The organism is Thauera sp. ZXT1-4, assembly GCF_052598215.2.
Genome location: NZ_JBQWSN020000003.1, coordinates 234,617 through 251,933, shown reverse-complemented (window position 1 = coordinate 251,933; position 17,317 = coordinate 234,617). Strand labels below are relative to the sequence as shown.

Sequence of the window (17,317 nt, the reverse complement as noted above, 5' to 3'; positions counted from 1 at the left end):
ATCATGCGCTGGGGCTCGCGGAGCGGGTACGCGCTGAAGACAACACGGATTCAGGTATTTCTTTACAAGCGGCAGCTCCTAGTATTTATTTTAAGCCGACGCCGGTTCGCGGCGCGGCTTAATCCAGGTGTTGAGCGACAGCTTTTCCGAGCGACCCAGTGACCGCATCGGGTCGAACCCAGCCCTTAACTGGTTAGAGAACCAAAGATCGATCCTATCCAGCAGGTTTATCCGCCCTAGAACATAGCCATGATCCTCACAAGCAAGTCCTAGAATGAGCCAGACGGTCATTCCGCAATTGCGCATTACCAGTGCAACGAGCAGCCTGGCTTTCTACGTCGACGGACTGGGCTTCGCCGTCGATTGGAAGCATCAATTTGGACCGGGCTATCCGTGGTTCTTCCAGCTTACGCGAGAAGGGCAAACGATCTTTCTCACGGAGCACGCGGGCGATTGCCAGGTCGGCGGGGCCGTCTATTTCAAGGTGCCTGACGTAGACCAGCTCGCTGTGTCAATGCGTGAGAAGGGGGTCTCGCGCATCGAAGGGCCAGACAACACGCCGTGGGGCACGAGAGAAATGGTGGTCACGGACCCGGATGGAAACCGCCTGCGCTTCGCAGCCGAGCTTGACGCATGACATCCCGGCCACCCCGGAGCCCTAGCACCGTCGCTTAGTCGATCGTTGCCGCCGACTTACGAGAAGCTCCGTTCATCCGCGGGGAAACCGGCGATAATCGCGCCCACTTCACTCAGCCCGCCGCGTCAGCCCCCCATGGAAATCAAGGTCAACTTCCTCGACAAGCTTCGTCTCGAAGCCAAGTTCGACGACTTCACGGTCATCGCCGATCAGCCCATCCGCTACAAGGGCGATGGCTCGGCACCCGGCCCGTTCGATTACTTCCTGGCGTCGTCGGCCTTGTGCGCGGCCTACTTCGTGAAGCTGTACTGCGACACGCGCAACATCCCCACCGACAACATTCGCCTGTCGCAGAACAACATCGTCGATCCGGAGAACCGCTACAAGCAGATCTTCAAGATCCAGGTCGAGCTGCCGGCCGACATCTCCGACAAGGACCGCCAGGGCATCCTGCGCTCGGTCGAGCGCTGCACCGTGAAGAAGGTGGTGCAGACCGGGCCGGAGTTCGTGATCGAGGAAGTGGAGAACCTGGACGCCGACGCCCAGGCGCTGCTGACGCTGGCTCCGGCGCCGGACGCCCACACCTACATCCTCGGCAAGGATCTGCCGCTCGAGCAGACGATCGCCAACATGTCGAAGGTGCTGGCGGATCTGGGCATCAAGATCGAGATCGCGTCGTGGCGCAATCTGGTGCCCAACGTGTGGTCGCTGCACATCCGCGATGCGCATTCGCCGATGTGCTTCACCAACGGCAAGGGCGCGAGCAAGGAGAGCGCGCTGGCCTCCGCCCTGGGCGAGTACATCGAGCGGCTCAATTTCAACCACTTCTACAACGACCAGTTCTGGGGCGAGGACATCGCCAACGCGCCCTTCGTGCATTACCCGGACGAGCGCTGGTTCAAGCCGGGCCGCAAGGATGCGCTGCCGGCGGGGCTGCTCGACGAGCACTGCCGGGCGATCTACGACCCCGAGGGCGAGTTGCGCGCCTCGCATCTGTACGACACCAACTCGGGCAACACCGCGCGCGGCATCTGCGCCCTGCCCTACGTGCGCCAGTCCGACGGCGCGGTGGTGTATTTCCCGACCAACCTCACCGACAACCTGTTCCTCAGCAACGGCATGAGTGCCGGCAATACGCTGCCCGAGGCGCAGGTGCAGTGCCTGTCGGAGATCTTCGAGCGCGCAGTGAAGCGCGAGATCATCGAGGGCGAGATCGCGCTGCCCGACGTGCCGAAGGCGGTGCTGGCGAAGTATCCCGGCATCGTCGCCGGCATCGAGGAGCTGGAGCGCCAGGGCTTTCCGGTGCTGGTGAAGGATGCGTCGCTGGGCGGGGTGTATCCGGTGATGAGCGTGACCCTGATGAACCCGCGCACGGGCGGCGTGTTCGCCTCGTTCGGCGCGCACCCGAGCATGGAGGTGGCGCTCGAGCGCAGCCTGACCGAACTGCTGCAGGGGCGCAGCTTCGAGGGCCTCAACGACCTGCCGCCGCCGACCTTTGAGACCGCCGTCGTCGCCGACCCGCACAACTCCGTCGAGCACTTCATCGACTCCAGCGGCGTGGTGTCGTGGCGCTTCTTCAGCGCGCGCGCCGATCACGAATTCGTCGAGTGGGACTTCTCCTGCCACGGCGAGAATTCCAACGCCGACGAGGCCGCGACCCTGTTCGGCATCCTCGCGGACATGGGCAAGGAGGCGTACGTGGCGGTGCGCGACCAGCTCGGCGCCATCGCCTGCCGCATCCTGGTGCCGGGGTATTCCGAGGTCTATCCGGTGGACGACCTGATCTGGGACAACACCAACAAGGCGCTGCGCTTCCGCGAGGACATCCTGAACCTGCACCGCCTCGACGATGACGCCCTGGAAGCCTTGCTCGAGCGCCTGGAAGAGAGCGAGCTCGACGATTACACCGACATCATCACGCTGATCGGCATCGAGTTCGACGAGAACACGGTGTGGGGCCAGCTCACCGTTCTGGAGCTGAAGCTGCTCATCAATCTCGCGCTGCAGCAGTTCGAGGAAGCGAAGGAGCGCGTCGAGGCCTTCCTGCAGTACAACGAGAACACCGTCGAGCGCGTGCTGTTCTACCAGGCGCTGAACGTGGTGCTGGAGGTGGTGCTGGACGACGAACTGGCGCTGGACGACTACGTCGCCAACTTCCGCCGCATGTTCGGCAACGCGCGCATGGACGCGGTGCTGGGGTCGGTGGACGGCAGCGTGCGCTTTTACGGGCTGACGCCGACGAGCATCAAGCTCGAGGGGCTGGATCGCCACCAGCGGCTGATCGACAGCTACCGCAAGCTGCACGCGGCGCGGGCGAAGGTGGCGGGCTGAGCTGGGCGGTCGTGTAGCGTTTGCCTACCCGCATGCCTCGTAACAGCTCGGTCAACCCATCGTCTAGAACCCGGCTTCCCTCTGGTGCCTTACCGTCAAGATCGTGACCTGGTCGCCATCGAATCGGTAGCGAACCACATAACCAGAGTCCCCGAACTGTATCGGCCAGTCGCGGAACGCTTCGTCCATGTCCTCGACGACCCGCCCCACCTGGGGGTGCGTCGCCAGGATGTTCAAGCCCTCACGAATCGCCCTCACCGCGCGTTGGGCTGCAGCAGGATTCTTGGCGGCCAGAAACCGATACAAACGCTGGACGCTGGCCAGCGCCGGTTCCGACCAGATCAGGCGAGGCATCAGATATGCGCTCGGGGGGGCTCGGCGTCATTACCGGCCTCGAGTTCGGCAAGCCAGGCAACCGCCTCCGCGCCGGTCACGTGCAGGCCAGTGCTCTGGAAATGCTCCCAAGCGTCGAGCGCTTCCTGGCGGAATGCCTCGCGCTGCTCCTCGCGCGTCACGTACTGCTCGATCGCCTCGCGCATCAACCAGTGCACCGGGCGGCGGCGCTGATCGGCCAAGCTGCGAACGCGTGCCTTGAGGGGTTCATCAAGACGAACCGAAACAGGGGTCGTAGCCATGAGTAATCTCCTGTATTACACCTGACTGCAGTATAGCCTGTGTTTGCGCATGGGCCTTGTCTGGCGGGCATCCTACGGAAACCGCCCGCCCTCACCGAAGTACTCCACCAACCGGTCGAACACCAGCCGGATGCGCGCCGCCACAGGGCCGCGCTGCGGGCGGTACACCGACAGGCTCCACGGCTCGGGCGCCAGCTCGGGCAGGACTTCGACCAGCCGCCCGGCGCGCAGGTGCGGCGCCGCCAGGTAGGCGGTGAGCTGGCCGAAGCCGACGCCGGCGAGCACCGCCTCGGCCTCGGCGCCGGTGTCGTCGGTTGCGAAGGTGGGTGCGCGCGGCAGCCACTGCTGGCCGCCGGCCAGGAACCACGCCCAGGGCCGCCCGGTGTTGGGGTCGATGGCGACCGTGGTCGGACGCTCGGCCAGCTCCTGCAGCGTCTTCGGTGGGCCACAGCGCGCAAGCAGCTCGGGCGCGGCGACGATGTGGAAGGACACGCTCGACACCGCGCGCGCGACGAAGCGGCTGTCGCGCAGCACGCCGACGCGGATGCCGATGTCGATCTGCTCATCGACCACGTCGGCGAACTGGTCGGAGAAGCGCAGGTCGAGCTGCAGCCCGGGATGCTGCGCGCACAGCTCGCCCAGCACCCGCATCAGCCCGTGGCGGCCGAGCGCGCGCGGCGCGGTGATGCGCACCAGGCCCGCCAGCTCACTGGCGCGCGCCTGCTCGGCACGCTGGAAAACCGCATCCACACCCTGAAGGCTCAGCCGCGCCCGCGCCGCGAGCTGCTCGCCGAACTCGGTGATGCGGTTGTGGCGGGTGTTGCGGTGGAAGAGCAGTTCGCCGACGTGGTCCTCGAGCTCCTTCACCGCGCGCGTGACCGCCTGCGGCGAAACGCCCAGTCGGGTGGCGGCTTCCTTGAAGTTGCGCGACTCGGCGGCGGTGCAGAAGATGCGCAGCATTTCCAGGCGGTTCAGAATTGGGTACTCCTGACAAGACGGAAAAGGGGATACCCGATTATTCCAGCATTAGGAAGACTGAAATCTGAAATTATCCATTTATCGGATTTAGCCGCATACGGATACTTTCAGGGTCGCGGGCCGTGCGCCCGCTTGCCTCCAGGATCCGCACCATGACCATCAAATCGCGTGCCGCCGTGGCATTCGGCCCCAACCAGCCCCTGCAGATCGTCGAGGTGGATGTCGAGCCGCCGAAAAAGGGCGAAGTGCTGGTGCGCATCGTCGCCAGCGGCGTGTGCCACACCGACGCCTACACCCTGTCAGGCGAGGATCCGGAGGGCGTGTTCCCGGCCATCCTCGGCCATGAAGGCGGCGGCATCGTCGAGGCGGTGGGCGAAGGCGTGACCTCGCTCGCGGTCGGCGATCATGTGATCCCGCTATACACGGCCGAATGCCGCGAGTGCAAGTTCTGCAAGTCGGGCAAGACCAACCTGTGCCAGGCGGTGCGCACCACCCAGGGCAAGGGCCTGATGCCCGACGGCACCACGCGCTTCTCCTACCAGGGCCAGCCGATCTACCACTACATGGGTACCTCGACTTTCTCGGAATACACGGTGGTGCCCGAGATCTCGCTCGCCAAGATCGACAAGGACGCACCGCTCGACAAGGTCTGCCTGCTGGGCTGCGGCGTCACCACGGGTATCGGCGCTGTGCTCAACACCGCCAAGGTGGAGGAAGGCGCCACCGTGGCCATCTTCGGCCTGGGCGGCATCGGACTGGCGGCGATCATCGGCGCGACCATGGCGAAGGCGGGCCGCATCATCGCCATCGACATCAACCCGGGCAAGTTCGACATCGCGAAGAAGCTGGGCGCGACGGACTTCGTCAATCCGAACGACTTCGACAAGCCGATCCAGGAGGTCATCGTCGACATGACCGACGGCGGCGTGGACTACTCCTTCGAATGCGTGGGCAACGTCAAGCTGATGCGCGCCGCGCTCGAGTGCTGCCACAAGGGCTGGGGCGAATCGACCATCATCGGCGTGGCCGGCGCGGGGCAGGAGATCAGCACGCGGCCGTTCCAGCTCGTCACCGGTCGCGTCTGGCGCGGCAGCGCCTTCGGCGGCGTCAAGGGCCGCACCGAACTGCCAAGCTACGTGCAGAAAGCGCAGAAGGGCGAGATCCCGCTGGACGACTTCATCACCCACACCATGCCGCTCGAGGACATCAATCAGGCCTTTGACCTGATGCACGAGGGCAAGAGCATCCGCACGGTGATTCATTTCTGATGCGGCCGCAGGCGAGCCGCACGGTGGTGCTCCCGGCGAGCCCGGCCGCGAGCTCCGTTCCGACCCCACCTTGCCCGGAGACATGGCGATGAGCCTGGAGATCCTCAGCACCCAGAAGAGCTTCGGAGGCTGGCACCAGCGCGTCCGCCATCATTCGAACGTGCTCGGCTGCGACATGGTGTTCGCGGTCTACCTGCCGCCGCAGGCCGAACAACCGGGCGTCCGTCTGCCGGTACTCTACTGGCTGTCGGGGCTCACCTGCACCGACGAGAACTTCATGCAGAAGGCGGGCGCGCAGCACATGGCGGCCGAGCTCGGCCTCATCCTCGTCGCCCCCGACACCAGCCCGCGCGGCGCCGACGTGCCGGGCGACCCGGACGGCGCCTGGGATTTCGGCCATGGCGCCGGCTTCTATGTGAACGCCACTCAAGCGCCGTGGTCGCGCCACTACCGCATGCACGACTACGTGGTCGATGAACTGCCAGCGCTGATCGAGGCCAACTTCCCCGCCTCCGACCGCCGCGGCATCAGCGGCCACTCCATGGGCGGCCACGGCGCACTGGTCTGCGCGCTGCGCAACCCGGGGCGCTACCGCTCGGTGTCGGCCTTCGCGCCGATCGTCAATCCGATGAACTGCCCCTGGGGCGAGAAGGCCTTCTCACGCTACCTCGGCGAAGACCGCGCGCAGTGGCGCGAATGGGACACGTGCGCGCTGATCGCGCAAGCCACCGAACGCCTGCCATTGCTGGTCGACCAGGGCGAAGCCGATGGCTTCCTTGCGGATCAACTCAAGCCCGAGGCCCTGCAAGCCGCTGCTGCTGCCGCCGGCCACCCGCTCACACTGCGCCTGCAGCCGGGCTACGACCACAGCTATTACTTCATCGCCAGCTTCATCGAGGATCATCTGCGGCATCACGCTCAAGCCCTTGCGGACTAAGCACGACGGCTACGGGCGGCGAGTACTCACGACCGTATGCGAACGTGACTCCCCCGCACCCCCTGCACCACCTCGATCGCCACGTCGATCTGCTGCTTCATCTCCTCGACGTGCGAGATCACGCCTACGCTGCGGCCGCGCTGCTGCAGGTCGATGAGCACCTTCATCGCGAGGTCGAGCGCCTCGGGGTCGAGGCTGCCGAAGCCTTCGTCGATGAACAGGGTATCGAGCTGGACGCCACCGGCGTACCCCTGGACCACATCGGACAACCCAAGCGCGAGCGAGAGTGAGGCCATGAAGCCTTCGCCGCCAGACAACGTGCCCGCGGGGCGACTGCGACCGGTGTATTCGTCGAACACCTCCAGGTCGAGGCCGCCGGCGCGGCGGGCGTCGGCGAGTTCCTCACGCCGCTGCAGGCGATAGCGGCCGCGGCTCATTGCGGCGAGACGCTCGGAAGCGGCGCGCAGCACGTCGTCGAGCAGGGCGGCGAGCACGTAGCGCTGGAAGGTGAGATTGCAACCGTTGTTGCCATTGGCGACCTCGGCAAGATGGCCCACGACACGGTATTCAGCTTCGATCGCGCCGGATTCGCGTGCAAGCGCCTCCAGGCGGGAGAGCAGGGTATCGAGCGTGCGCAAGGCGGCCCGGGTGTCACCAATGCGCGCCAGCACGGACTCGATCCGTTCCCGCGCAGCGGCGGCGCGGGCTTCGAGCACGGCAAGCTCGGGGCGGACGCGGCCGGCAATGTCTTGGCTGGCGCGTTGTGCGCGCGCACGCGCGGCGGCGAGGCGGTCATCGGCCGAGCGTAACGACGTCTCAAGGCGGTCGATACGCTCGAGCGGCAGCAGGGCGGCGCGCCAGGCGGACTCCGCGGCGGCAAGCCCCTGCGCTGGGTCGGAGGCACCGGACGCGGCGACGGACGAATCGGGGGTTATGGCGCCAAAACCGGCGGCGGCCAGCGCTGCCATGAACTGCTGCGTGGCCTCGTCCACGCGCATGCGTGCAGCTTGAGCAGCCTCGTTCAGGGCGGCATGCCGGGCACGTAGCGCGGCTTCGCGGCTGGTGGCGTCATGATGGGCGTGCTGAGCCTGCTGAAGCGCCTGCTCGGCCCGCTCGCGCGCAGCCTTCGCGGCGGCGGTCGCAGCGTGCAGCGCGGCAGGCGAGCGCAGCGCTTCGGGCACGCCGGCACGGCGCTCCTGCGCCACGTGCTGCGCGGCGCGCGCCACGCTCGCAGCTTCGGCCGCAGCGCTGCGGGCCTGCTCACAGACAGCGGTAACCGCGGCGATTGCTGCATCGGTCTCATTCAGTTGCGCGCGCAGTGGCGTGATCTCGCGTGCTGCGGCCTGGGCAGCGTCCAGCCGGCGGCGCAGTTCGGCGAGCGCGGCATCGGGCGAGGCCTGTTCACCCTGTGCCGCCTGCGCTGCACCCAGGTCGGATGCGAGCGCCGCCGCGCGGGTGTCGACCGCCGCTGCCGCCCCGGCGCGTGCAAGTTCTGCGGCGTTGAGCGCACGCCGCGCCGCGTCGAGCGCCTGCTCGGCAGCGCGCGCCTGTTCGGCTGCCGCCTGCAGGGCCAGCTCGGTGGGCAGCTCGCCGTCATGGCGCGCGCGCGCGGGATGGGTTGCGCTACCACACACCGGGCAGGGTTCGCCCTCATGCAGGTGGCGGGCGAGGACGACCGCCTGGGCCGTGCGCCAGCGGGCGTCGAGCGCCTCGAGCGCGCTGTGCGCAGCACGTGCGCCCTCTTCGGCGGCCTCAAAAGCCTGCCGTGCGCACGCCTCGGCTGCAGCCCGGCCGGCGAGTTGTGTGCGTGCATGCGCCAGCGCAGCAAGCGCCGCGACGCGCTGCTCAGCCTGCTGCACCTGCAGCGCAAGGCTGCCCGCCTCTGCGGCCGGCGCCTGCATGGTGTCGATGCGGGCAACGAGTTCACTGCGCTGCAGGCGCAGGGTTTCGTGGCGAGCGGCCGCATCGGCCAGCGCTTTGTCCGCAGAAACGCGCACTGCATCGCTGCGCGCCAGCTCGGCGTCGGCCTCGGCCGCGCGTGCGACCGTTTCGGCCAGCCCTTCCAGGCGCAGCAGTTCGCGCTGCGCGGCTTCGCGCACGGACGCCCGCTCGACCTCGGCTTGCAACGCGTGCCGTGCCGCGTCGAGACAGCGGGCGGCTTCGACGGCCTCCCGGCCCACCTGCTCGACCTGCGTGCGTGCCTCGTCGGCGCCACGGCGCGCGCTCGCGAGCGCCTTTTCGGCGGGCACGATCTGCTGCGCCCGGCGCGCACTCGCCAGCACCGCGCGCTGCACGTCCAGCTCGGCCTTGCCCGCCTCCAGAACCTCCAGCGCAGCGGCAGCGCTGGCGGCTTCGGCGAAGCTCGCCTCGACCGCCTGTCCTTGCTGCAGCGCGAGGCGCGCAGCGGCATCCTCGCTGCGCGCGCGGCCTTCCTCTTCGGTCAGGCCTGCAAGCGTTGTGCTCAGGGTCGCTTGCTGCGCGGCGACGGCCTCGGCCGTTTCGGCGCCGGCCTGGTCGAGCAAGGTGCGGCGCTGCAGCGCAGCCTTTTCGCCGCGCTCGCGCAATGTGGCAGCCTCGGCCTTGAGTGCATCCTGCACACGCTTGTAGGCAGCGGTGGCGAAGAGGGTCTCGAGGATCTTCTCACGCTCGGCCGAACTCGCCGCGAGCAGACGGCGGAACTGGCCCTGGGGCAGCACGACGACCTGGCGGAACTGTTCCGCCTTGAAGCCGAGCAGTTCCTCGACCAGGGCGGTGACTTCGGTGGTCTTGTGTGCGAGCGGAGTCCAGGTGTGACCGTCTTCCTCCAGGCGGGACAGCTCGGCCTTGGCCAGCACCTTGGCCAGCCCCCCGCCGCGGCGCGCGGCACGCTCCTGCTCGGGCACGCGGCGCACGCGGTAGCGGCGCGCACCCAACGCGAAGTCGAACTCGACCTCGGTCTCCACTGCGGCGTCGGCGTGGTGGCTGCGCATTTCGCGCGCACTGCGCTCGCCCCCCGAGGTGTCGCCGTAGAGGGCGTAGCTGAGGCCGTCGAGGATGGAGGTCTTGCCCGCGCCTGTGGGGCCGGAGATCAGGAACAGCGCACCCTCTGGCAGGCGGGCGAAGTCCACCTCCTCACGGCCGGCAAAGGGCCCGAAGGCCTGCATGATGAGTCGCAGCGGTTTCATTGCGCGCGCGCCTCCCGCTCCAGGTTATCGAGGACGCGCTCTAGCGCGGCATGCTCGGTCGTGTCGAGGGCGAGACCGGTGACGTCGCGATGGAAACCGGCGAAGAGATCCTGCACACGCAGCTGGCGATGATCCGCCGCGGCGCGCCCCGGACCGTCGCCGCTGAGCGCCGGGCGTTCGATCGCGAGCGCGTTGGGGTAGGCGGCGCGCAAGCGGCCCATGGCGTCGAGCAGCGCACCGCGGTCGGTGAGGCGGGCGAGCAGGTAGTCGTCCCGCCCCGGATCGGCGGCTGCGGCGGCGATCAGGGTGTCGAGCTCGCCCTCGACGATGCGCAGGTCGCGACGCGGCACGAGCGGGATACGCTCGACCGTGCAGCGGCCCTCGGCGCCGAGTTCGACCAGATTGACCGACTTCGTGTGGCCGGCCTCCGAGAAGGAGTACTTGAGCAGCGAGCCGGAATACTGGATGCATGGCGCGCCGACCTGTTGTGGCCGGTGCAGGTGCCCGAGCGCAACATAGTCGAAGCCTTCGAACAGGCCGACGCCGACGGCCCCGCTCCCCCCCACCGACAGGGGACGCTCGGACTCGCTCTCGGCGCCACCGAGAACGAAGGCATGCGCCACCAGCACCACACGCCGCCCCTCGGGCCGGGCGCGCAGGATTGCCCGCGTCTGCGCTGCAAGGGCCGAGTGATGATCCACCACCCCCTCGTCACCAAGCGCGCTGCGCACGAGCGCCGGCTCGCCGTAGGGCAGGGCATGCACCGCAAGCTCGCCATGGGCGTCACGCAGCAGCAGGGGCACCGATTCCGCTTCCACCGGGCCGCGCACGGTGAGTCCGGCCCGCGTCAGTAGCCCGGCACCGAATCCGAGGCGGTCCGGGCCATCGTGGTTGCCCGCGATCATGACTACCGGAATCTTCAGCCCCAGAATCAGCTCGGAGAGTACGAGGTCGAGCAGCCGCACCGCCTCGGCGGGCGGTACGGATCGGTCGTAGACGTCGCCGGCGATCAGGATTGCGTCAGGACGTGTTTCGCGTGCTATTCGGATGAGGCCCTGGAGCACGTGGGCCTGGTCTTCGAGCAGCGAGACACCATGGTAGACGCGGCCCAGATGCCAGTCCGCGGTGTGGAGGAAGCGCATGACGAACGGGAACTCCGGAACGGGAAGCCCGCGCAGTATGCCTGTGAATCATGGCCTTTTCAGACTGCTCGCGGCAAACCCGCTGCCGCCCCCGCTGTCGCCCCGAATGCGCGCTGCAGGCCTGCACCGGTGCAGCACCTTGCTTGCACGCTCCGTCCATGTGCGCGCTCTGGCCGGCTCCAACGCGAACGGAGCGTGAAATAAGCATCGCCAATGCAGCCATTCATGGGTGATTTATCGCATGGGCGGCGCTATCCTGCGCTTGCAAACGGCCTCCCGGCGACTCCTTGCCGGAAGACGGCAGCGCGCAAACAGGGAGGTTTTCGCATGGCCCTCTACGAGATGCGAAAATTCGTCGCACCGGAATTCATCTTCGGCGTCGGCGCACGCCACCGGGCTGCGCATTACGCAAGCAACCTGCGCGCCGCGCGCGTGCTGATCGCCACCGACCCCGGGGTCATCGCCGCCGGCTGGCTCGATGCGCTGCAGGAAGACCTCGAGGCGGCCGGCATTTCCTGGGTGGTGTTCTCGGCCATATCGGCCAACCCGAAGGACCACGAGGTCATGGCCGGGGCGGCCCTCTACGCGCAGGAGGGCTGCGACGTCATCATCGCCGTCGGCGGCGGAAGTGTCATCGACTGTGCGAAAGGCATCGGGATCGTGCACTCCAACGGGCAGCACGTGCTCGAGTTCGAGGGCGTGGACCAGGTGACGATGCCCGGCCCGCCCCTGATCTGCATCCCCACCACCGCGGGTACGGCGGCCGACATCTCGCAGTTCTGCATCGTCTCAAACCGCCGGTCACGCTACAAGATCGCCATCATCAGCAAGACCATGGTCCCCGACGTCGCACTGGTCGACCCGGAGACGACCTGCACCATGGGGCCGTATCTGACGGCCTGCACCGGGCTCGATGCCCTGACCCACGCGGTGGAGGCCTATGTGTCGACCGCCAGTTCGCCGGTGGTCGACGTGCACGCGCTGGCCGCGATCTCGCTGATCTGGGAAAACCTCGAGAAGGCGGTGAGCGCCCCGCACGACATGGGCGCACGCGAGAACATGATGCTCGGCAGCCTGCAGGCCGGACTTGCATTCTCCAACGCCAGCCTGGGCGCAGTGCATGCCATGGCCCACTCCCTGGGCGGATTCCTCGATCTGCCGCACGGTGAATGCAACGCGCTGCTGCTCGAGCACGTCATCCGCTTCAACTACCGGGAAGCCTCCGACCGTTACGCGCGCATCGGCGCGGCGATGGGGCTGGACCTGCGCGGCCTGGGCGAGCGCGAACGCGGCCAGCGCGTGCTGGATGCGGTGGCGGGCCTGCGCCAGCGCTGCGGCATCACCGGTGCGCTGGGCACGCGCGGAGTGAGCAGTTCGGACATCCCCGAGCTCGCGTACCACGCGGCACGGGATGCCTGCATCGTGACCAACCCGCGCATCGCCCGCGAAGACGACCTGAAGGCCATCTACGCCGATGCGATCTGAGCCGGAGGACGAACGCCAGGCGCAGCGCGAACGGATCATCGGACTGGGTGAGCGCTCGTTCCGCAAGAGCTATTACCCGCAACTCCGGGTCAACATGGCGCGCCTGGAGCGCTTCCGGACCCTGCTCGATCAGACTTCGGACCTCGTGCTCATGGTGACGCTCCCCGGCGGCACGATCGAGGATGCGAACCTGGCGCTCGCCCAGTTGCTCGGCGAGCCGCCCGAGAAGTTGATCGGGCGAGCCTTCAAAGAGATCGGCCTGAGCCGCACAGCGGCAATCCTGCGCATCCTTCGTCGCGACATGAAGAAAACGCAGGACTACCCGAACCACACCGGGATCACCTGCTTCGAGCAAGCCAAAGGCACGATCTGGATCGATCTGTCCTTCCGCGTTGCGCAGGTGGAAGGACAGCGCTTCGGCATCCTGGTCGGGCGCGACGTAACCGAGCGCAAGCACCGCGAAGAAATCATGTCGGCCCTGCTTGCGGAGAACCAGGCCATCCTCAACAACGCGATCGTCGGGATCGCACTCGTGCGCAATCGCAACATCGCCACCTGCAACCGGCGCATGGAGGAAATCTACGGCCTGGCGCCGGGAGAGCTGGCCGGCCGCTCGGCAGCGGCGCTCTGCCCCTCGCAGGAAGACTTCGAGGCGTTCAGCGAACAGGTCGACGAAGTGCTTGCCGAAGGCGGGAGCTTCAGTTCCACCCACCGCGTCGCCCGCCAAGACGGCGGAATGTTCTGGGCGGAAATCACCGCCCATGCGCTCGAACCCGGCAGGCCCTGGGCAGGTGCCGTCTGGATCGTCCACGACATCACAGGCCGAAAGAAGGCGGAGGAGCGCGTCCAATTCCTCGCCTACCACGACGTGCTGACCGGCCTGCCGAACCGACTCCTCGTGCAGGAACATTTCTCGACGGCGAAGGCAATCGCCAGCCGGTCCGGAACGCGGATCGCGCTGGTCTTCATCGACCTCGACAAGTTCAAGACCATCAACGACTCGCTCGGCCACCAGGTCGGTGATGCGCTGCTGTGCAGCGTGGCCGCCCGGCTGCTGGAGAACGTGCGCCAGTCGGACACCTTGTGTCGCCAGGGAGGCGACGAGTTCCTGCTGATGCTGCCCGCAGTCGGCGAGGTCGGCGATCTCAGTCCGCTGCTGTCCAAGCTGATCGGCTGCTTCGCCGAGCCCTTCCTGATCGAAGGTCACGAACTGTCGACCACCGTCTCGCTTGGGGTCGCCGTCTACCCGGAGGACGGAGAGGCGTTCGACGCGCTGCGGCAGAAGGCGGATCTCGCCATGTATCAGGCGAAGGATGCCGGCCGAAACACCTACCGTTACTTCGATCCCGACATGACCCGGGAAGCGCTGGAGCAGATGCAGATCCGCAACGGATTGCACCGCGCCCTCGAGCGCCGGGAGTTCAGCCTCCACTTCCAGCCGCAGGTCGAGATCACCACCGGCCGCCACACCGGGGCCGAGGCGCTGCTGCGCTGGCACCACGGCGAGATGGGAAACATCTCGCCCGCGCGCTTCATCCCGATCGCGGAAGACAGCGGCCTCATCGTGCAGATCGGCGCCTGGGTGCTCCAGGAGGCCTGCATGCAGTGCGCACGCTGGCAGCGCGAGGGGCTGGAACCGTTCACCGTGGCGGTCAACCTCTCGGCCATTCAGTTCCGGCGCGGCGACCTAGAACAATCGGTAATCGACGCCCTGAACGCGTCCGGCCTGGATCCGGCCCTGCTTGAGCTCGAGCTGACCGAGTCGATCCTGATCACCGGTACCGACGAGGTGCTGGCCAAGGTGCGACGGCTCAAGCACCTCGGCGTCCGGCTCTCCATCGATGATTTCGGCACGGGCTACTCCAGCCTCGCCTACCTCAAGCGCTTCGCCGTCGACCGACTGAAGATCGACCAGTCCTTCGTGCGCAACCTGGCGCACGACCCGGAGGACGCCGCAATCGTGCGCGCAATCGTGCAGATGGCCCGCAGCCTGGGGCTCACCACGATTGCCGAAGGCGTAGAGGACGAGCAGACCCTCGCGCAGCTGCACATCTACGGCTGCACCGAAGCGCAGGGCTACCTGTTCTCGAAACCGCTGCCGGCCGAGGACCTCGGCCGCATTCTGCTGCCCGCAAGAACGCAGGAAATCACGCTCGGCAACGACGGTTGAGGGCCCCCTTCCATCGCCCCGCCATGCCCGCCTGCCGTGCGGGCAAGGGCTGCGACGCGCACGCGTATGCCTTTTCCCGGCTATAATGCAAGGCTTTGTTTTATCTGAAAAACAGGATTCTCCGTGCTCGTCGCAGCCAACATCACCATGCAGTTCGGGGCCAAGCCCCTGTTCGAGAATGTCTCCGTCAAGTTCGGCGACGGCAACCGCTACGGCCTGATCGGGGCCAACGGGGCCGGCAAGTCGACCTTCATGAAGATCCTGTGCGGCATCCTCGAACCCTCCGCCGGCAACGTCTCCAAGGACGTCCATGAGCGCATGGCCTACCTGCGCCAGGACCAGTTCGCGTACGAGGACATGCGCGTGCTCGACGTGGTGATGATGGGCCATGAGGAGCTGTGGGCGGCGATCAAGGAGCGCGACGCGATCTACGCCAACCCGGACGCCACCGAGGACGACTACATGCATGCCGCCGAGCTCGAGGGCAAGGTCGGCGAGTACGACGGCTACACCGCCGAGGCGCGCGCCGGCGAGCTGCTGCTCGGCGTGGGCATCCCCACCGAACTGCACAACGGCCCGATGAGCGAGGTCGCCCCGGGCTGGAAGCTGCGCGTACTGCTCACCCAGGCGCTGTTCGCCAACCCCGACATCCTGCTGCTCGACGAGCCGACCAACAACCTCGACATCAACACCATCCGCTGGCTCGAGGACGTGCTCAACAACCGCGACTGCACGATGGTCATCATCTCGCACGACCGCCACTTCCTGAACCAGGTGTGCACCCACATGGCCGACCTGGACTACGGCACGATCACCATCTACCCGGGCAACTACGACGACTACATGGAAGCATCGACGATGGCGCGCGAACGCCAGTCGTCGGCCAACGCCCGCGCCAAGGACAAGATCCAGGAACTGCAGGCCTTCGTGCGCCGCTTCTCGGCCAACAAGTCCAAGGCCAAGCAGGCCACCAGTCGCCTCAAGCTGATCGACAAGCTCAAGCCCGAGGACGTGAAGCCGTCTTCGCGCCAGTACCCGTGGATCCGCTTCGACTACGACGAGAAGGACAAGCTGCACCGCCTGGCCTGCGAGGTGGACAACATTTCCTTTGCCTACGAGGGCATGGACAAGCCGCTGATCAACCGCTTCTCGATCGCCATCGAGGCCGGTGAGAAGATCGCCATCATCGGCGAGAACGGCGTCGGCAAGACCACGCTGCTCAAGCTGCTGATGGGCGAACTGCAGCCGCAGAAGGGCACCATCAAGTGGGCGGAGAAGGCCAAACCCGGCTACTACGCGCAGGACCACTCGAGCGATTTCGCCGAGGACGTCAGCCTCACCGACTGGATCGCGCCCTACTCGCGCATCACCGCGGCCGCCACCGGCGAGGACAATGAGACGCTGCTGCGCGGCACACTCGGCCGCCTGCTGTTCTCGGGCGACGAGGTGAAGAAGTCGGTCAAGGTGATCTCCGGCGGCGAGCAGGGCCGCATGCTGTTCGGCAAGCTGATGCTGTCGCGCCCCAACGTGTTGCTGATGGACGAGCCGACCAACCACCTCGACATGGAATCGATCGAGTCGCTCAACACCGGGCTGGACAAGTTCAACGGCACGCTGGTGTTCGTCTCGCACGACCGCGAGTTCGTAAGTTCGCTGGCGACCCGCATCATCGAGATCAAGCTCGACCACCAGATCGTGGATTACCGGGGCACGTACGAGGAATACCTTTCCTCGCAAGGTCTGGACTGAACCGAAGGCGAGCGTGGGAGCGGAATTGCCCGCCCTCACGAAGGTCGGTTCAGCGCCACAGCTCTCGCAGCGGCGTCTCCGGCGCGAACCGGTGCGCCATCTGCGCCTGCAGCAGCTCGGCGGTGGCGAGCGCATCCGTCAGCGCATGGTGGGCGCGGTAGCGCGGCAGGTGGTAGCGCGTGCGGCTGTCGGCGAGGCGGATCGACACCGGCGCCGGCTTCCTGCCGAACAGGCGGGCGAAGAAGCCCGGCCGGGCGGCGCGATGAATGCGCGCCTCGAGGTCCATGGTGTCGATGACTGGAAACTCGACGCCCTCGCCGATGCGTGCCTTGAGCGCGCGGTCCAGGAAGCTGCGCTCGATGTCGCGGCAATGCACCACCACCACGCGACCCGCCAGCGCCGCGAGCAGTTCGTCGATGACCGCACCCAAATCCGGCGCCGCCTCGATCTGCGCATGGGTGATGGCGTGGATGACCACCGACTCCGGGTTCAAATCGATGCGCGGACGCACCACCCAGTAGCGCGAGGCGCTCGAGGCGATGCATTTGAGCGTCATCGGCAGCAGGCCGATGCTGACGATCTCGTCGCGGGCGGGGTCGAGCCCGGTGGTCTCGACGTCGATCGCCACCATCGGCACCTCGGCAAGCGGCGTGTCGCCGGCCACCGCGCCGGCGGCGTAGAAGGCGCGCAGGCGCGGGTCCCGCGCGGCCTCAGCGAGCGCCGCGAAGCGCGCCGGCCAGTCCGGCGCCGCGACCGCCTCGGGCCTGCGGCTGCGCGCGCCACTCCCGGCGCCCTTGATATCCCCCAGATGCAGCATCGCG

Annotated in this window: 13 protein-coding genes; 7 read left to right on the top strand and 6 right to left on the bottom strand. The window is 67.1% G+C overall.

What is annotated here, in order from left to right; genetic code table 11:
• Window positions 1–274: 274 nt before the first annotated feature.
• A complete protein-coding gene (locus ACUH78_RS04620) occupies window positions 275–637 on the top strand; it encodes a bleomycin resistance protein (RefSeq protein ID WP_418363994.1) in 363 nt (120 codons plus the stop codon).
• A 135-nt stretch (window positions 638–772) separates the two neighbouring features.
• Window positions 773–2,968 (top strand): OsmC domain/YcaO domain-containing protein, encoded by a 2,196-nt coding sequence (locus ACUH78_RS04615; protein ID WP_445332823.1) that lies wholly within the window; start codon window positions 773–775, stop codon window positions 2,966–2,968.
• Window positions 2,969–3,031: 63 nt separating this feature from the next.
• Here the strand turns inward: ACUH78_RS04615 and ACUH78_RS04610 are convergent, their stop codons facing one another.
• The 3 genes from ACUH78_RS04610 to ACUH78_RS04600 form a co-directional block, all read right to left on the bottom strand.
• Window positions 3,032–3,322, bottom strand: a complete 291-nt coding sequence (locus ACUH78_RS04610; protein ID WP_418363996.1) for a type II toxin-antitoxin system RelE/ParE family toxin — start codon at window positions 3,320–3,322, stop codon at window positions 3,032–3,034.
• Complete coding sequence (locus tag ACUH78_RS04605; protein WP_418363997.1) at window positions 3,322–3,603, bottom strand: CopG family ribbon-helix-helix protein; 282 nt, start codon at window positions 3,601–3,603, stop codon at window positions 3,322–3,324. The genes ACUH78_RS04610 and ACUH78_RS04605 overlap by 1 nt, the downstream gene beginning before the upstream one ends.
• 72 nt (window positions 3,604–3,675) lie before the next feature.
• Window positions 3,676–4,563 carry a LysR family transcriptional regulator gene (locus ACUH78_RS04600; protein ID WP_445332822.1) on the bottom strand — a complete coding sequence of 296 codons (888 nt, stop codon included), beginning with the start codon at window positions 4,561–4,563 and terminating at the stop codon, window positions 3,676–3,678.
• 170 nt (window positions 4,564–4,733) lie between these two features.
• Between ACUH78_RS04600 and ACUH78_RS04595 the strand changes: the two genes are divergently transcribed.
• Entirely contained in the window at window positions 4,734–5,849 is a 1,116-nt protein-coding gene (locus tag ACUH78_RS04595; RefSeq protein ID WP_418363999.1) for an S-(hydroxymethyl)glutathione dehydrogenase/class III alcohol dehydrogenase, read from the top strand.
• An 88-nt stretch (window positions 5,850–5,937) separates the two neighbouring features.
• The gene (gene fghA, locus ACUH78_RS04590; RefSeq protein WP_445332821.1) at window positions 5,938–6,786 is read left to right on the top strand and encodes an S-formylglutathione hydrolase; all 849 of its coding nucleotides are present in this window, start codon (window positions 5,938–5,940) and stop codon (window positions 6,784–6,786) included.
• Between the two features lie 26 nt (window positions 6,787–6,812).
• Here fghA and ACUH78_RS04585 read toward each other — a convergent pair whose 3' ends face one another.
• Together ACUH78_RS04585 and ACUH78_RS04580 are read right to left on the bottom strand one after the other, a co-directional pair.
• Complete coding sequence (locus tag ACUH78_RS04585; protein ID WP_445332820.1) at window positions 6,813–9,950, bottom strand: AAA family ATPase; 3,138 nt, start codon at window positions 9,948–9,950, stop codon at window positions 6,813–6,815.
• Entirely contained in the window at window positions 9,947–11,092 is a 1,146-nt protein-coding gene (locus ACUH78_RS04580; RefSeq protein WP_445332819.1) for an exonuclease SbcCD subunit D, read from the bottom strand. The genes ACUH78_RS04585 and ACUH78_RS04580 overlap by 4 nt, the downstream gene beginning before the upstream one ends.
• A gap of 327 nt (window positions 11,093–11,419) precedes the next feature.
• Between ACUH78_RS04580 and ercA the strand changes: the two genes are divergently transcribed.
• The 3 genes from ercA to ACUH78_RS04565 all read left to right on the top strand — a co-directional run bounded on the left by ercA (window position 11,420) and on the right by ACUH78_RS04565 (window position 16,496).
• On the top strand, window positions 11,420–12,577 hold the full coding sequence (gene ercA / locus ACUH78_RS04575) for an alcohol dehydrogenase-like regulatory protein ErcA (protein ID WP_435750446.1): 1,158 nt from the start codon (window positions 11,420–11,422) through the stop codon (window positions 12,575–12,577).
• Window positions 12,567–14,747: a putative bifunctional diguanylate cyclase/phosphodiesterase gene (locus ACUH78_RS04570; RefSeq protein WP_418364004.1), complete on the top strand. Its 2,181-nt coding sequence runs from the start codon at window positions 12,567–12,569 to the stop codon at window positions 14,745–14,747. Before ercA ends, ACUH78_RS04570 begins: the two co-directional genes overlap by 11 nt.
• 123 nt (window positions 14,748–14,870) lie before the next feature.
• Window positions 14,871–16,496, top strand: a complete 1,626-nt coding sequence (locus ACUH78_RS04565; protein ID WP_418364005.1) for an ABC-F family ATPase — start codon at window positions 14,871–14,873, stop codon at window positions 16,494–16,496.
• A 49-nt stretch (window positions 16,497–16,545) separates the two neighbouring features.
• Here ACUH78_RS04565 and ACUH78_RS04560 read toward each other — a convergent pair whose 3' ends face one another.
• Window positions 16,546–17,313 (bottom strand): 3'-5' exonuclease, encoded by a 768-nt coding sequence (locus ACUH78_RS04560; RefSeq protein ID WP_418364006.1) that lies wholly within the window; start codon window positions 17,311–17,313, stop codon window positions 16,546–16,548.
• Window positions 17,314–17,317 lie beyond the last annotated feature (4 nt).

Excerpts from the sequence above, each read along its gene's own strand:
- ACUH78_RS04620 (WP_418363994.1), top strand. The coding sequence starts at position 275 with ATGAGCCAGACGGTCATTCCGCAATTGCGCATTACCAGTGCAACGAGC.
- ACUH78_RS04615 (WP_445332823.1), top strand. The coding sequence starts at position 773 with ATGGAAATCAAGGTCAACTTCCTCGACAAGCTTCGTCTCGAAGCCAAG.
- ACUH78_RS04610 (WP_418363996.1), bottom strand. The coding sequence starts at position 3,322 with ATGCCTCGCCTGATCTGGTCGGAACCGGCGCTGGCCAGCGTCCAGCGT.
- ACUH78_RS04605 (WP_418363997.1), bottom strand. The coding sequence starts at position 3,603 with ATGGCTACGACCCCTGTTTCGGTTCGTCTTGATGAACCCCTCAAGGCA.
- ACUH78_RS04600 (WP_445332822.1), bottom strand. The coding sequence starts at position 4,563 with ATGCTGCGCATCTTCTGCACCGCCGCCGAGTCGCGCAACTTCAAGGAA.
- ACUH78_RS04595 (WP_418363999.1), top strand. The coding sequence starts at position 4,734 with ATGACCATCAAATCGCGTGCCGCCGTGGCATTCGGCCCCAACCAGCCC.
- fghA (WP_445332821.1), top strand. The coding sequence starts at position 5,938 with ATGAGCCTGGAGATCCTCAGCACCCAGAAGAGCTTCGGAGGCTGGCAC.
- ACUH78_RS04585 (WP_445332820.1), bottom strand. The coding sequence starts at position 9,950 with ATGAAACCGCTGCGACTCATCATGCAGGCCTTCGGGCCCTTTGCCGGC.
- ACUH78_RS04580 (WP_445332819.1), bottom strand. The coding sequence starts at position 11,092 with ATGCGCTTCCTCCACACCGCGGACTGGCATCTGGGCCGCGTCTACCAT.
- ercA (WP_435750446.1), top strand. The coding sequence starts at position 11,420 with ATGGCCCTCTACGAGATGCGAAAATTCGTCGCACCGGAATTCATCTTC.
- ACUH78_RS04570 (WP_418364004.1), top strand. The coding sequence starts at position 12,567 with ATGCGATCTGAGCCGGAGGACGAACGCCAGGCGCAGCGCGAACGGATC.
- ACUH78_RS04560 (WP_418364006.1), bottom strand. The coding sequence starts at position 17,313 with ATGCTGCATCTGGGGGATATCAAGGGCGCCGGGAGTGGCGCGCGCAGC.